The organism is Oceanobacillus sp. GQ8 (genome assembly GCF_059758495.1).
Window position 1 is genome coordinate 247,858 of the sequence record NZ_JCAXEV010000005.1, and the last position, 15,443, is coordinate 263,300.

Sequence of the window (15,443 nt, forward strand, 5' to 3'; positions counted from 1 at the left end):
ATACCCAATGTTAGGTAATACGTAAGATATTAAGACAACAGTTAATTAAAATAAATTGTACTAAAGTTAGGGCCATAGATTTTCTAACAAACAAATAAACTACTTTGCGAAATACATAATTTGCTTTGGTATGGAATCAATTCAAAAGGAGGCTATACAAGTGCAACCACCAAAACATATCGTTTCAGCTGCAACAATCGTACTTAATGACAACCAAGAGATCCTTCTAATAAAAGGACCTAGAAGAGGTTGGGAGATGCCTGGAGGTCAGGTAGAAGAAGGGGAGTCGCTGAAAGAGGCAGCAATAAGAGAAACAAAGGAAGAGTCAGGTATAGAAGTAGAGATAACAAGATTTTGTGGTTTGTTTCAAAACGTAGAAAGATCGATTTGCAATACATTATTTTTAGCAAAGCCGATAGGTGGAAGACCAACGACAAGTCCTGAGAGCTTGGAAGTAGGCTTTTTTCCCATTGAGCAGGCGTTAGAAATGGTCAAATGGGCAAATTTTAGAAAAAGGATTGAATACTGTTTAGATGAAAAGCTGCACCCATTTTGTATTGAATTTTAAAAGAAGCGGGTGATTTCGTTGTCGAATAAAGGAAAATTTGTGCTATGTATGGTTGCTATCATTCTTGCAACCATACTCGTTCCAGAGCTCGTTACACGTTATATGCGTGGAGGACAAGAAAGTGTGATGCTGACAACAGATTACTATGTAACATACTTTTCATATGTTTTTAGCGCACAATTAGGGCTCTTTTATCTCGTGTTTCTTTCCTATGTTGTTTTTGTGAAGAAAGATAAATAACTTTTAGAGGTGAACTAGATTGAAAGAATGGTGGAAGAGGAAGAAAGCCAAGACGAGAAGGGCCAGTAAGGATTACCAGCACTATACGAAGTGGGATGTTTTAGTGGATATCCTTATATGGGTTCCGGAATTAATTATCTTACCTTTTAGGATCATTTTTTGGCTAGTTAAGGGACTAGGGAGATTCTTAGATATTACATGAGGTGGGGATTTCGTAGAACAGTAGACAAGTGTTGGAACCTATTTCGGAACAACTTTGAAAGTTATGGTAGTGGAGTGGAGGGGGTAATCATTGAAGGACTTTATAGAAAAAGCAAGTAATTTAGAAGAATTGTCCTTATTCCTAACCAGGTTGAACAATCAAAAATGCTCGCACATTGGCTATTGTGGAGATGAGGCAAAGGAAATCTATCACACATTAAAGGATGACTTCACCGGTGATAATGGGGATGTAAGGTTTCTAGTAGCACGGAGTAATACAGGAGAAATTGAAGCAGCAATTGGAGTGGATATCGACGGGGATACTGCAGAAGTATGGGGCCCGTTCAACCAGACTTCTTCTATTCAACTACAACATCTACTGTGGGAAAAACTACTTCAGGAAAATCCTAAACTTAACGTGTTCCATTTTTTTATTAATAAAGAGAATGTGCAACAACAGCATTTTATGGATGAGATAAAAGCGGAAGTAACAGGAGAACACCTTCTTTTGGAATTGAAAAAGGAAGAGTTTGAAAAAGTAACCCAGATGGAAAGTACCTTGTTTAAAGAAAGTGACTTTCTTTCATTTAAAAAGTTACACAACCAAATTTTTCCTTCTACGTATTATAACGCTGATGCAATTAAGGAAAGGTTAAGCTCTGTAAATATTTTAAAGGTTCTCAAAAAAGAGGGGAAAAAATTCAAGCTTATGCCTACTTTGAAGTGAATCCAGATATAGCAGAAGCTTCCCTAGAATATGTAGGGGTAGCAAAAGCTTGCCGGAATAGTGGGCTGGGGGCAAAGATGTTAAAAGAAGCAGTGAGCGAGATGTTTTCCTTTCCATCTACTAAAGAGATTAAATTGGTTGTACAGTATTCCAATGGTCCAGCAAATCACATCTATTTTAAAACAGGGTTTAAACGGCAAGATACGTTAATAAGTTATGTGTTAAAACGGTGAGGGATTACACGGAATAAAATTAATTAAATAAATTAGAAGACTGGAGGGAACTCATTGCGGAATGAACAAGAAATGATGGAGCTTATACTACATACAGCTAAGAATGATGCACGAATTCGAGCAGTGTATATGAATGGGTCTAGAACAAATTCGAATGCCCCAAAAGATACCTTTCAAGACTATGATATTGTGTATGTTGTGACGGAGACATACCCGTTTATCAAAGATAAGAAGTGGCTTCGGGTTTTTGGTGAATTACGTATGATGCAAGAACCTGATAAGAACGACTTTAGTAGAGAAGCGGAGAATAATAAATCTTCTAGCTCTTATGGATTGTTAATGCTTTTTACAGACGGCAACCGAATCGACCTTCAACTCTTAACAAAAGAAAAAATGGTGGAGGAGTATGAAAAAGATAAGCTCACCATCCCCTTATTAGACAAAGATAATATCTTGCCATCAATTGCGCAGCCGACTGATGTGGATTATCATGTACAGAAGCCATCCGAAGCTATATATGACGGTTATACAAATAACTTTTGGTGGTGTTCGCAAAACGTTGCAAAAGGTATATGGCGTGATGAACTACCTTACGCAAAACAGATGTTTGAGCTAACAATGAGAGATGCACTAGACAACATGGTTAGCTGGTGGATTGGAATAAAAACAGGTTTTCAAGTTTCACCAGGGAAGCTAGGAAAATATTTTAAAAACTATCTACCTGATCCGTATTGGAAAATGTATGAGAAGACATATTCGGATGCAGATTATGAAAATATGTGGGAATCTATATTTTCTACATGTGAATTATTTAGAGTCCTTGCTAAAGAGGTTGCGGCACATTTCAATTTCTCATACCCAATAGAAGATGACCAAAATATGACGGCTTATTTAAAACATGTTCGTGACCTACCAGCAGAAGCAAAGGATATATTTTAGACTGAAGAAGCATTTACCTAGATGCTTCTTTTTTTTAATTTGTTTTAAGGACAAGTATTTATTTGACACACATATTAGGAACCGGTAATATGATGCTAAGAAACATATTAGTATTAGCTAATGTAACCAGGGGGATAATGAAATGTTGCAGGTTGATATCGATACAAAAATGAAGTTTTTACATGGACTTTCTAATAAAACAAGAGTACAAATTCTTGAGAGTATAAAAGAAGATGAAAAGACCGTTTCGCAAATAGTTCAAGACCTTAATGGCAATCAATCGAACATATCTCAGCATCTAACATGTTTAAAAGGCTGTGGGCTAGTTGTAGGGAGACAAGATGGAAAATACGTTTATTACCGTGTGCGTAACCAGCTAGTTCGAGATCTATTAACAATGATTGATGTGGTTCTAGAAGATGTGGAAAAGGATGTTGCTTGCTGTGACAGTCATATAGATTAAGGAGTTGAAAATAAATGGCAGACAAATGCTGTGGACCAACTGAAAGTGAAGTTGCTCGAGATAAACAAGGTTGCTGCAGCAGTCAACCTAAAGCTGTACCCATAGAAGCAAGCGGTTGCTGTAGTGGGGCGTCCAATAATCAGGAGGAAACAACATCTTGCTGTAGTAATGAAAAGGATGAACCAGAATCTCATACATCAAAGGAAGAGGAATCTAGTTGTTGCGCTAGCCCCGTTCCTCCAATGGAACATAATCCTAAATCGTCTTTAACAGGTGAGGCAATGGAATACAGCGTACAAGGAATGGATTGTCCATCCTGTGCTTTAACCATTGAAAAAGGGGTGCGTAGCCTAGATAACATTCAAGAAGCTAAGGTAAATTATAATACTGCGAAATTAAAAGTAGTAGCAAGCGGGAATGATTCCCTCGACCAAGTAGAAAATACGGTTGAAAAGCTAGGCTACAAGATAGCTCCAGTGCATCAAAATAAGAAAATTAAAACGTATGATGTAGAAGGCATGGACTGTGGAAGTTGTGCTAAAAGTATTGAAAACCACTTCAATCATCATCCTGCTGTTAAAAGTGTAAATGTCCATTTTTCGACTGGTAAAATGAAACTTGAACACGAAAATTCAGTTGAAGATATCGTTTCAGAAGTATCTAAACTCGGTTACCGTGCTACATTGCTTTCAAACAAAGGCCAACCTGTGGAAACAACGAAAAGAAAGCGCACTTATGGCGGCGCCACTACTCTATCTGGTTTATTAATAGCATTTGGCTTTATTGGTTCTTTTAGTGGGCTTGCTCCAATTATATCCACGATTCTTTATGCAATCGCAATTGTGATAAGTGGTGCTAAACCGGTGAAGAGCGCTTATTTTGCCATAAAAAGCGGTTCATTAGACATGAACGTTTTGATGTCAGCAGCTGCGATTGGAGCCGCAATTATAGGTGAATGGTTTGAAGGGGCAACGGTAGTATGGTTGTTTGCAATCGGTACTGCACTTCAAAATAGGTCTATTGAACAGACAAGGAAATCCATTCGTAATTTAATGGACTTGGCGCCAACAGAGGCTTGGATTAAGGCTGGCTCAGAATTAGTCAAAAAGCCAGTAGATGAGGTTACAGTTGGAGAGGTCATTGTCATCAAGCCTGGAGATAGAATTCCACTCGACGGTGAAATTATCCAGGGTGAAACAAGTGTTAACCAGGCACCGATCACAGGAGAATCTATTCCAGTTGATAAGATGAATGGTGATACTGTCTATGCAGGTACGATTAATGAAAGTGGCTCACTTGAAGTGAAAGTTACAAAATTAGTTGAAGATACGACTATTTCAAAAATCATCCATTTAGTAGAAGAAGCACAGGAGCAGAAAGCACCGACGCAAGCATTTATAGATAAGTTTGCTAGTATCTATACCCCTATTGTGTTTCTGCTGGCCCTATCTGTGATCGTTATTCCACCAATTCTCGGACTGGGAACATGGGGTGAATGGACATACAAAGGACTTGCATTATTAGTTGTTGCCTGCCCTTGTGCATTAGTTATCTCCACACCTGTAGCTATTGTATCTGCTATCGGAAATGCTGCGAAAAATGGTGTGCTTATTAAGGGCGGGACATTCTTAGAGAGTGCTGGCGCTATTGAGACTATCGCGTTTGATAAAACAGGCACATTAACAGAGGGGAAGCCACAAGTTTCTGATATTACGCCACTAACCATTTCAGAAGGCGAGCTATTTTCTGTCGCTTTGACATTAGAGGAATACTCCACACATCCAATCGCGAAAACAATTGTTGGATATGCAAAAGACAAAGGCTTTCAAGCGAAGGATGGGGAATTATATAAAAGTATTGCTGGTAAAGGCGTCCAAGCAACCATTAATGGAGAGATTTATTTTGCTGGTAATCTAAAATTATTTGAAGAGATGAATATCCCGCTTAGTGAAATTAAACCTGAACTAAATGAAATACAGGGTCAGGGAAAAACAGTTGTCATCATAGGTACACAGACAGAAATACTTGGTGTTATTTCTGTTTCGGATACGATTCGCCCGACGACTCTAAAGGCATTAGATGGCTTGAAACAGGTTGGGATAAACCAAGTCGTCATGTTAACAGGAGATAATGAAGGCACGGCAAAAATGATCTCAAAAGAAGCGAACGTCACGCGTTATTTTGCTGAACTATTACCGGAAGATAAGGTTAAGGTAATTAAACAGTTACAAAGTGAAGGCCATAAGGTTGCCATGGTGGGGGACGGAATTAATGATGCTCCAGCACTTGCGACATCTGACTTAGGTATCGCTATGGGTGGGGCCGGAACTGATACTGCAATGGAAACAGCGGATATCGTGTTGATGGCGGATAATCTGGAAAAACTGCCACATACCATTAAGCTAAGCAGAAAAGCATTAGCCATTATTAAACAAAATATATGGTTTTCGGTAATTGTTAAGCTTATCGCATTTATTTTGGTTTTCCCAGGCTGGCTCACACTTTGGTTAGCCGTATTGAGTGATACAGGAGCAGCTATCATTGTCATCTTAAACGCTCTACGCCTATTAAAAGTTAGGGATTAAATATGAAAGATGATTGTTCGGTATTTTTATATCATTTCGAATGAAGGACACGTCAATTAGCGAAGGAAAATACATTCCGACCGAAAAAAACCCCTCCTGATTTATCAGGAAGGGGTTTTTCTTATGCTTTTACCCAATACGCTGCATCATTACTTGAAGGGGAAGGAGGGAATTGTTCTCCTTTTTCGATGTCAATGGTTGTATCATCGTTGTTTGATCCACCATTTACTAGACTATCAACCTTGTATTTACCGCTCTCTGGTGCATTTTCACCTGTTTTATACTTTTCGTTTGTAGCCATCTTATCCACCTCCGTTAGTTTTTTAAAAGAATCCTTTATGACTCTACTATACTGTTACCGGGATTTAACTCTATTAAACATATAAATTTAAGATAGTTTTTTAAAACATGGCTTTTTTACAATGCCTTCACATCGATGGTTTGAATGAATTGCACAAAGGCTTTTACAATATTTAATTCAAGGGTATCTTCATGATAATACATCCAAGTTTTTCGTGTAATTGGCTCCCCGTCAGGCAGGTATAGTGGTTTAATGAAAAGCTCTGGGTGTGGACGCACAACTAAATTAGCTAAAATCGCATAGCCCAATCCGTTTGTGACCATTTCTTTACACGTCTCAACTTGGTTCACCTGGATATTAATATTTGGTTGTTGCTTGTAATTGTTATACCACCAATGTTCAACAAGAGACCGCATTTTTTCATCTGTATAGTAATCAATCCGTGGCAAGGTTGGAAGGTCTTCCATTTGAAATTCCCACGGTGAGGCAATACAGATCTCTTCCTCATAAAGAAGGTCTTTTTGTTCATTCCACGCATAGTCCCCTTTAATAAAACTAATATGGACATCATGATTCGAAATAAGACGATGCATATCACTGCTCCATCCTGTCACAACTTGAAATTCTACATCTGGATAGCTTTGCTTAAACAAGCGGAGGAGCTTCGGCATTTTATTTAGTGCAAAGAAATTGGAAACACCTACTCGAAGTGTCCCTGCTACTTGATTTTTCATGTTATGTAATTTTTCCTCAATCTTACGCTGCTCATACAGCATTCTTACGGCATGTTGTGCCAGTTGCTCACCTTCAGGGGTAAATGTGATTCCTCGTTGTTTCCGGTTCATTAGTTGCACGCCATAATAGTTCTCCATATTTTTTAATCGGGATGTTAAAGTCGGCTGGGAGAGAAATAGTCGTTCTGCTGCCTGCGTAATGTTTTCTGTCTCATACAAGGTCGCGAGCATTTCCCAATCCTGAAATTTCATAACGCTGCCTCCTCCGTGCCATTGAAAAAATCTATGGCTAGTTATTAAAATTATATATTTTTCTTATCTTTCATTCAATTTTATAATAAAATTATAATAAGATAGCGAAGTTTTTGAAATTTCAAAGGAAAACTGCACAATAAATCAGGAGGTTAAAAATATGGACACGAAAGAAAAGTATGTTCCTGGCCTAGCAGGGGTGGTTGCTGCAGAAACGGAGATTTCTTTTTTAGACACGGAACAGGAAAAGATTATTATAAGAGGGCATGAACTCATTGACCTTTCGCAAAAAAATGATTACCTCGATATGGTGTATCTCCTTTTAGAAGGAAGCCTGCCGGATGAAGCAGTGAGAAGCGACCTAAAAGAAAAACTTATGACTCATTACGATATCCCGCAAAATGTATTGAAAGTGCTTGATCTCTTACCAGAAAACACCCATCCAATGGATGCTTTGCGGACAGGTTTGTCAGCGCTTTCAGGATATGATGACGATATAGAGAACCGCTCGGTGGAAGCAAACAAGGAAAGGGCATACCGCCTGCTTGGGAAATTACCTGCCATTACTGTAAACAGTTATCGGCTAATCAATGGGCAAAAAGCAGTGCAGCCAGATCAGGATTTGTCCTATAGTGCTAATTTCCTTTACATGATAACAGGGGAGAAGCCGGAGCCATGGCAAACGGAAATATTTGATCGTTCCCTTCTTTTATATAGTGAACATGAGATGCCGAATTCAACGTTTACGGCAAGAGTTATCGCGTCTACGAACGCTGATCTATATGGCGCCCTAACTGGTGGTGTTGCTTCCTTGAAAGGAAACCTGCACGGTGGAGCAAATGAAGCGGTCATGTACATGTTAAACGAAGTAAAGTCGGCAGCAGCCTTTGAAGAATTACTTATGAAGAAGCTTAGTCAAAAAGAAAAAATAATGGGGTTTGGGCATCGTGTATACATGAAGAAAATGGACCCAAGGGCGCTCGTGATGAAACAGTCCTTAAAAGAGTTATGTGATAAGAAAGGCGATCATACATTACTGGAAATGTGTGAGGCTGGTGAAAAGGTGATGCGTGAGGAAAAGGGACTATATCCAAATCTGGATTACTATGCCGCTCCTGTGTACTGGATGTTAGGGATTCCAATCGGCTTGTATACACCGATTTTCTTTAGTGCCAGAACTGCTGGTTTATCCGCACACGTGATCGAACAACATCAACATAATCGTTTGTTCCGCCCACGTGTGAATTATATTGGAAATAGCTACTAATCGAAAAAGGGGAGAAGGCTTTTGCAAACAACGAGTGAACAAAACAAAACAGACGTTTTACTAGAGGAAATTGCGGATTATGTGTTGAATAAAGATATTACGAGTACTGAGGCATACAGCACAGCACATTATGTGCTATTGGATACATTGGGATGTGGAATTCTTGCATTAAATTATCCAGAATGTACGAAGCTACTCGGACCAATTGTTCCGGGCACCGTCGTGCCTAAGGGGGTAAGAGTACCAGGCACTTCTCATGTGTTAGATCCAGTCCAAGGAGCCTTTAATATTGGCGCAATTATTCGCTGGCTTGATTATAACGATACCTGGCTGGCAGCTGAGTGGGGTCATCCATCAGATAATCTGGGTGGTATATTGGCAGTCGCGGATTATGTTAGCCAGGAAAGACTAGCAAAAGGCAAAGCGCCATTAAAAGTGCAGGACGTACTAGAGATGATGATTAAAGCACATGAGATTCAAGGTGTGCTTGCCCTGGAAAATAGCTTGAATCGTGTTGGACTAGACCATGTATTGTATGTGAAAATTGCCTCCACAGCAGTTGTTACAAAAATGCTTGGTGGTGGCCGTGACGAAATTGTAAATGCATTATCAAATGCTTGGCTGGATAATTCAAGCTTGCGGACGTATCGTCATGCACCAAATACAGGCTCTCGAAAATCCTGGGCTGCTGGTGATGCGACTAGTCGTGGAGTACGCCTTGCGATGATGGCAATGAAAGGTGAAATGGGCTACAAGACGGCACTTAGTGCACCAGGCTGGGGATTCCAGGATGTATTGTTCAATAAGCAGGAACTAAAAATAAATCAGCCTCTTGATAGCTATGTGATGGAAAATGTGCTGTTTAAAGTGTCCTATCCTGCAGAGTTCCATGCACAGACAGCTGCAGAGGCAGCCGTACAGCTTTATCCGGAAGTGAAGGGTCGCTGGGACGAAATCGATCAAATTACGATCTCTACCCATGAATCAGCAATTCGTATCATTGATAAAAAAGGACCATTGCACAATCCGGCAGATCGCGATCATTGCTTGCAATACATTACAGCAATCGGCCTTTTAAATGGGAACATTGTGGCAGAGGATTATGAAGATGAAGCTGCTGCTAATCCACTCGTTGATAAATTAAGAGATAAGATGGTCGTAACAGAAAACAAAGTATACACCAAAGACTATCTAGATGCTGACAAAAGGTCTATTGCGAATTCTGTACAGGTTCACTTTACAGATGGAACATCGACAGAAAGTGTAGCTTGTGAATATCCACTCGGACATCGTTTCCGTCGGGATGAAGCGATACCAAAAGTATTAGAAAAATATGCAGCAAACCTAGCTACACAATATTCAAGAAAACAGTTGGAGCAAATTGAAGCGGTCAGCTACAATTACGAGACACTTGCAGAAATGAACGTGAATGAATTTATGGAGCTTTTTGTTAAATAGGAGGAATATACGATGGCGTGGATTGTAGACGAAGCTGTACCACAGCAGAAGCTAGCCGAGCAATTTAAAGAATTAATTCAACAGGAAACCATCTTGCAAATCCCGGGTGCCCATGATGCCATGGCAGCACTTGTTGCCAAAAAGGCGGGATTTTCCGCCCTATATTTATCTGGTGGGGCTTATACCGCAAGCAAGGGACTGCCAGATTTAGGAATGGTCACCTCAACTGAGATGGCTGATAGGGCACGTGATCTTATTCGTGCAACGAACCTTCCTGTGTTGGTTGATATTGATACAGGATTTGGCGGGGTACTTAATGTCGCACGTACTGCAAGGGAAATGGTAGAAGCAAACGTAGCTGCCGTACAAATTGAGGACCAACAGCTTCCAAAGAAATGTGGGCATTTAAATGGAAAACAACTTGTAACGACAGAGGAAATGGCGCAAAAAATCCAGGCCATTAAGAAAGCAGCACCTTCTCTTGTCATTGTCGCTAGAACGGACGCCAGAGCCGATGAAGGCATGGAGGCAACAATAGCGCGCGCATTAGCGTATGTGGAGGCAGGAGCAGATGCGATATTCCCAGAGGCCCTACAGTCAGATGAAGAATTCCGCCTCTTTGCCGAGAAGGTGGATGTCCCTTTACTTGCGAATATGACCGAGTTTGGTAAAACACCATATATTTCTGCCGAAGCATTTCAGGATATGGGCTTTAAGATGGTGATCTATCCAGTTACCTCATTACGCGTAGCGGCAAAGGCATATGAACGGATTTTCCAATTAATAAAAGAGGAAGGGACACAAAAGGAAGGTGTCTCAGATATGCAAACAAGAAAAGAGCTATACGAAACAATTTCCTATCATGATTTCGAAGAGTTAGACCAGAACATCGCCAAGACGGTGCTGGATAAATAGGTAGAATTGAAACTCCTTTAGCAAGGTGAGTCTTTCTTGCTAGGGGAGTTTTGTTTTGTGGACATGCTTGCTGTGGAGTGAATCGAGAGTGAGGCAAAGAGAATCGAGAATGAGACAAAGAGAATCGAGAGCGAGACAAGTGAAACCAGAACACCACAAAGTGAATCTCTATGTGGATTGTTTCAAGATGCCTGGTTAAACTAGGGCTAGTCAAACATTGTATAGAGAGGAAGATTAGCAAAATGCCCCAATACAAAAAGCCGGAAAAGCCAGTAATACTGTTAAACATAGATTCATTAATGTCCTATCCACTTGAGGTAGCTGTTCAGACAGGGCGTGCACCAGCACTAAAGTTCCTAATGGAAAATGGTACCTATTTTCCTGAGATGGTCAGCTCGTATCCGACCATGTCCGTTACTATAGATAGTAGCCTTTTAACAGGCACCTACCCTGATCAACATCATATTCCGGGTCTGAATTGGTTTGATACGAACAAAAAGCAATTTGTTAACTATGGAACTGGCGTTAGGGAGACCTTTCGAATTGGTATGCGCAAATCTATACATAACATGCTCTACCGACTAAATAATGAGCATATGGGTACAGCAGTAACTACCATTTATGAAGATCTTGCAAAAGAAGGGGTGTCCTCAGCGTCTATTAATTCGTTCGTCTATCGGGGAAATACGCCTAAAAGGTTGAAGGCACCTCTGTTACTGCGTGGATTAACGAGATTTGAAAAGGGCACCTGGATTAGTCAGACGACGCCTGTTTTTTCCTTGGGTGTCTTTTCTAAAATTAGGAGATGGGGTTTTCCTACACAGCTAGCTGCAGGGAATCACAAATTTACGGCACGGGAGCTACGCCATTTAATTCACACGAATAAACTTCCGGGCTTTACCTTTTGTATATTTCAGGACTTGGACGCTCGGATTCATTTTAGAGGACCCATGGATATAAAAGGAATTACAAAAATTGACCGTGAAATACAAAAGACATTAAACCTATACTCAAGCTGGGAAGAAGCTCTAAAAAAGAATATCTGGCTTGTAATTGGTGATAATGGCCACGCACCTTCTGGGATGAGTTACAAGCAAGTTGTGATTGATTTACGCAAATCACTCTCTAATTATCGGATCGCAAAGATTCAACGCCCTGTTCAGAAAAAAGATCAACTCGTTTTTAGTGTGAACCAACGTATGGCTTATATTTACGTGCTAGATGAAAAGCTGCCATTGTCACCATTAATAGAGCCCCTTAAAGCGGATGAGCGAATTGATGTGATTGCCTGGAAGGATCAAAACAGTATTCAAGTTGAATCTGGGATAGTAGATGGACATTTAACCTTTTCTCCAGGTGGATGCACACAAGATATTTATGGTCAAAGCTGGCATATTGAAGGGGATCTTGAAGTGCTTGATTTAAAAAGGACCGATGGAGACAGACTTGCCTTTGGTAAGTTTCCAGATGCTTTATCCAGGTTGTACGGTGCCCTTCATTCCCAATCGGGTCGGTTTATTGTGGTAAATGCCAAGCCAGGATGTGAATTCAAGGCCCAGTCGACACCATTTCATTTGGCAGGGGCAGCGCACGGCTCCTTGCATAAACAGGAGTCGCTCGTACCGTTAATTATTGCAGGTTCAACGGACAAGCCCATTTATCCACGATTTGTAGATCTAAAGGCGTTTATATTCCAGCAAATCATGAATCAATTCCACTCTAAAAAGGACGATCCAAAATTATGAGGACATTATTCTTCACGTACTAATATAGCAAAAGCATATATTGCTGTTCCAATCAGTTCACCATCCCATTCTGTAATAATGTTACAGTAGTATTTTCCTTCTTCAGTGGGTGCAGTCATACTGCTATTTTCTACATTATGACGGACTTCTTCTACAAAATGAAGCAACATGGTATCAAAGTTTTCCAGCAGTTTTCCTCCTGGCGGTTCTCCTGCTTGGATGGAGCATACATATGTTCAAATCTAGTAAACGAGAAGGGTAAAGTATTATCCTTACTTATTGACTTCGATTATGAATTGGTATTATGCGGAGAGTAGATAGCGGGGTATGATAAAAGAAAAACAGGTGGGGATGACTATGGACATAACTGTTCGTTTTCGTATAGCTAGGGAAGAGGATGTAAGCGAGATTGTGCAAATGCTTGCAGATGATAAGCTTGGGAGAAGGCGAGAGCGTTATGAACAGCCACTACCTTTGTGCTACTTGGAGGCTTTTCAGGCAATTGATCAGGATCATAACAATGAATTAGTTATCGCGGTAAAAAGTGAAAAAGTTATCGGGGTTCTCCAGCTAACCTATATCCCGTATTTAACCTACCAAGGTGGGTGGAGGGCTTTAATTGAGAGTGTTAGAGTAAATTCAGGGGCACGTGGGAGTGGAATTGGAGAGCAGCTCATGAAATGGGCTATTCAACGTGCAAAGGAAAAAGGATGCCATATCCTGCAACTGACGACAGATAAACAGCGGCCAGACGCACTTCGATTTTATAAAAAGTTAGGCTTTATAGATTCTCATGAAGGAATGAAATATCATTTATAGAGTTGACATGAAGCGTAATTTCAGCTATGATTACAAAAATTATAAGTAAATTCTGTGAAGAAGAGAGTAATTATCATAGATTCTTAAGCGAGTTAGGGATTGGTGTGAGCCTAACAGAACAGTGATAATGAAGCGGACTTCTGAGAAGCAGCCTGAACGAGTGCTAGTAGGGTGTGCCGGTTGATGAACGTTAATCATTTTAAGCTTGGTTCAATTTGAACAAAAAGAGTGGTACCGCGGGTAATCTCGTCTCTATATAGAGGCGGGATTTTTTTATATTCAAAAGGAGATGATGGGGTGAAGGGTAAACAGTTATTTGCTAAGAAAATAGCGGAAAGTACGGTAGGGGTATTAACAGAGGATGAAGTATTAAAGAGAATAGAGTTACCTAAGTATCAGGAACAAGGGGATCTTGCTTTTCCGTGTTTTGAACTGGCAAAGGTATACAAGAAAAATCCAGCTTCCATTGCAACGGAACTTGCAACTAAAACAAAAGCTTCTTATTTTAGTAAAACCGTCTCTGAAGGACCCTATGTAAATTGTTTTTTAAATAAGAAACGCGTTAGTAAGGAAGTATTAGCACACATCCAAACAAAAAAAGAAGCATATGGGTCACTGTCTATAGGGCAAGGAGAAAAGGTAACCATAGACTTTTCTTCTCCCAATATTGCAAAGCCCTTTTCAATGGGCCACCTCCGTTCCACGGTAATAGGAAACGCTTATGCCAATATATTAGAAAAATGCGGTTACAAGGCGGTACGTATTAATCATTTAGGAGATTGGGGCACACAGTTTGGAAAACTCATTGCTGCTTATCATCGATGGGGAAATGAACAAGATGTTCGCCAAGAACCAATTAAGGAACTATTAAAGCTTTATGTTCGTTTTCATGAGGAAGCGGAAGTGGACTCAAGGTTGGAAGAGGAAGGACGTCTCTGGTTTCTTAAACTTGAGCAAGGGGATGCGAGAGCTTTGGAATTATGGCAGTGGTTTCGAAAAGTCTCCTTGGAAGAATTTAAAGGGATTTACAAGCTTTTAAACGTAACCTTCGATTCATACAATGGGGAAGCTTTTTACAATGATAAAATGGAGGAAACGATTCAGTTACTAAAGGGAGAAGGGTTGCTATCTAATTCTGAGGGAGCAGAAGTCGTTTCCTTGGAACAACATAATTTACCGCCTTGTCTAATTCGCAAGTCAGATGGGGCAACACTTTATGCGACAAGAGATTTGACTGCTGCCATCTACCGACATAAAAAATATCAGTTTGCCAAATCAGTCTATGTTGTTGGACAGGAGCAAAGTCTCCATTTTCAGCAAGTCTTCCTTGTTTTACGAAAGTTAGGGTTTAATTGGGCAAGTCAGCTACAGCATCTTCCTTTCGGGTTTATTTTGCAAAACGGTAAAAAGATGTCAACAAGAAAGGGAAAGGTCGTCCTTTTAGAGAATGTATTAAGAGAAGCGATTGCGATGGCAGAGAAGCGTATTGAAGAGAAAAATCCTACTTTGCAAAACAAATCTAAAGTCGCCCACGATATTGGAATTGGGGCAATCATTTTTCAAGATTTAAAAACAGAGCCACAGCATTCTGTTGAATTTTCCCTTGAGGACATGCTGCGATTTGAGGGTGCGACCGGTCCATATGTGCAGTATACGCATGCAAGAGCCTGTTCCATTCTAAGAAATTCGAATCGTTATAAGGGTAATGAAAGCCTTGATGGGTTGTCAGATGAGCCTAGTTGGTCTGTAGTGAAAAAGCTGATGGATTTCCCGTATAAAGTTCAAGAAAGCTATGAACAGGCAAAACCTTCTGAGATTGCAACCTACCTTATCTCGTTATGCCGAGAATTTAATAAATACTATGCGCACTGCAAAATTCTACAAGAGGATAATCAGCTAGCAAGTCGATTGGCCTTGGTCGAATGTACTATCATTGTCATAAAAGAGGGACTACGCCTGCTTGGAATGCAAGCTCCAAGCGAAATGTAAAACGACA

Annotated in this window: 16 protein-coding genes and 1 other annotated feature; of the genes, 13 read left to right on the forward strand and 3 right to left on the reverse strand. The window is 40.2% G+C overall.

Annotation, left to right across the window (positions count from 1 at the left end):
- The first annotated feature begins 130 nt into the window (after nucleotides 1-130).
- The 7 genes from AC6CHS_RS16465 (at nucleotide 131) to AC6CHS_RS16495 (ending at nucleotide 5,956) form a co-directional block, all read left to right on the forward strand.
- On the forward strand, nucleotides 131-568 hold the full coding sequence (locus AC6CHS_RS16465) for an NUDIX hydrolase (protein ID WP_498237777.1): 438 nt from the start codon (nucleotides 131-133) through the stop codon (nucleotides 566-568).
- 18 nt (nucleotides 569-586) lie between these two features.
- Nucleotides 587-808 carry a hypothetical protein gene (locus AC6CHS_RS16470; protein WP_379549095.1) on the forward strand — a complete coding sequence of 74 codons (222 nt, stop codon included), beginning with the start codon at nucleotides 587-589 and terminating at the stop codon, nucleotides 806-808.
- Nucleotides 809-1,100: 292 nt separating this feature from the next.
- Nucleotides 1,101-1,736 (forward strand): hypothetical protein, encoded by a 636-nt coding sequence (locus AC6CHS_RS16475; RefSeq protein WP_498237779.1) that lies wholly within the window; start codon nucleotides 1,101-1,103, stop codon nucleotides 1,734-1,736.
- Nucleotides 1,733-1,969 (forward strand): GNAT family N-acetyltransferase, encoded by a 237-nt coding sequence (locus tag AC6CHS_RS16480; protein WP_498237781.1) that lies wholly within the window; start codon nucleotides 1,733-1,735, stop codon nucleotides 1,967-1,969. Before AC6CHS_RS16475 ends, AC6CHS_RS16480 begins: the two co-directional genes overlap by 4 nt.
- 54 nt (nucleotides 1,970-2,023) lie before the next feature.
- A complete protein-coding gene (locus AC6CHS_RS16485) occupies nucleotides 2,024-2,908 on the forward strand; it encodes an aminoglycoside 6-adenylyltransferase (RefSeq protein WP_498237783.1) in 885 nt (294 codons plus the stop codon).
- Between the two features lie 142 nt (nucleotides 2,909-3,050).
- Complete coding sequence (locus tag AC6CHS_RS16490) at nucleotides 3,051-3,371, forward strand: ArsR/SmtB family transcription factor (protein ID WP_036577367.1); 321 nt, start codon at nucleotides 3,051-3,053, stop codon at nucleotides 3,369-3,371.
- A 14-nt stretch (nucleotides 3,372-3,385) separates the two neighbouring features.
- Nucleotides 3,386-5,956: a heavy metal translocating P-type ATPase gene (locus AC6CHS_RS16495; RefSeq protein ID WP_498237785.1), complete on the forward strand. Its 2,571-nt coding sequence runs from the start codon at nucleotides 3,386-3,388 to the stop codon at nucleotides 5,954-5,956.
- Between the two features lie 121 nt (nucleotides 5,957-6,077).
- On the opposite strand, the gene AC6CHS_RS16500 is transcribed toward AC6CHS_RS16495, so the two are convergent.
- A complete protein-coding gene (locus AC6CHS_RS16500; RefSeq protein WP_238020295.1) occupies nucleotides 6,078-6,257 on the reverse strand; it encodes a YjzC family protein in 180 nt (59 codons plus the stop codon).
- Between the two features lie 116 nt (nucleotides 6,258-6,373).
- Nucleotides 6,374-7,243 carry a LysR family transcriptional regulator gene (locus AC6CHS_RS16505; protein ID WP_498237787.1) on the reverse strand — a complete coding sequence of 290 codons (870 nt, stop codon included), beginning with the start codon at nucleotides 7,241-7,243 and terminating at the stop codon, nucleotides 6,374-6,376.
- A gap of 160 nt (nucleotides 7,244-7,403) precedes the next feature.
- Between AC6CHS_RS16505 and mmgD the strand changes: the two genes are divergently transcribed.
- The 4 genes from mmgD (at nucleotide 7,404) to AC6CHS_RS16525 (ending at nucleotide 12,628) form a co-directional block, all read left to right on the forward strand.
- Entirely contained in the window at nucleotides 7,404-8,510 is a 1,107-nt protein-coding gene (mmgD, locus tag AC6CHS_RS16510; RefSeq protein ID WP_498237788.1) for a citrate synthase, read from the forward strand.
- A 21-nt stretch (nucleotides 8,511-8,531) separates the two neighbouring features.
- Entirely contained in the window at nucleotides 8,532-9,968 is a 1,437-nt protein-coding gene (prpD, locus tag AC6CHS_RS16515; protein WP_498237790.1) for a 2-methylcitrate dehydratase, read from the forward strand.
- A gap of 12 nt (nucleotides 9,969-9,980) precedes the next feature.
- Nucleotides 9,981-10,883 carry a methylisocitrate lyase gene (prpB, locus tag AC6CHS_RS16520; protein ID WP_498237792.1) on the forward strand — a complete coding sequence of 301 codons (903 nt, stop codon included), beginning with the start codon at nucleotides 9,981-9,983 and terminating at the stop codon, nucleotides 10,881-10,883.
- 242 nt (nucleotides 10,884-11,125) lie between these two features.
- Nucleotides 11,126-12,628 carry an alkaline phosphatase family protein gene (locus AC6CHS_RS16525; RefSeq protein WP_498237794.1) on the forward strand — a complete coding sequence of 501 codons (1,503 nt, stop codon included), beginning with the start codon at nucleotides 11,126-11,128 and terminating at the stop codon, nucleotides 12,626-12,628.
- A 5-nt stretch (nucleotides 12,629-12,633) separates the two neighbouring features.
- On the opposite strand, the gene AC6CHS_RS16530 is transcribed toward AC6CHS_RS16525, so the two are convergent.
- Nucleotides 12,634-12,798 (reverse strand): hypothetical protein, encoded by a 165-nt coding sequence (locus AC6CHS_RS16530; RefSeq protein WP_498237796.1) that lies wholly within the window; start codon nucleotides 12,796-12,798, stop codon nucleotides 12,634-12,636.
- A 187-nt stretch (nucleotides 12,799-12,985) separates the two neighbouring features.
- On the opposite strand from AC6CHS_RS16530, the gene AC6CHS_RS16535 reads away from it, so the two are divergent.
- Together AC6CHS_RS16535 and argS are read left to right on the forward strand one after the other, a co-directional pair.
- Complete coding sequence (locus AC6CHS_RS16535) at nucleotides 12,986-13,447, forward strand: GNAT family N-acetyltransferase (protein ID WP_498237943.1); 462 nt, start codon at nucleotides 12,986-12,988, stop codon at nucleotides 13,445-13,447.
- Nucleotides 13,448-13,492: 45 nt separating this feature from the next.
- Nucleotides 13,493-13,704 (forward strand) — a binding site (T-box leader).
- A 40-nt stretch (nucleotides 13,705-13,744) separates the two neighbouring features.
- A complete protein-coding gene (gene argS, locus AC6CHS_RS16540) occupies nucleotides 13,745-15,436 on the forward strand; it encodes an arginine--tRNA ligase (RefSeq protein WP_498237798.1) in 1,692 nt (563 codons plus the stop codon).
- The last annotated feature ends 7 nt before the right edge of the window (nucleotides 15,437-15,443 follow it).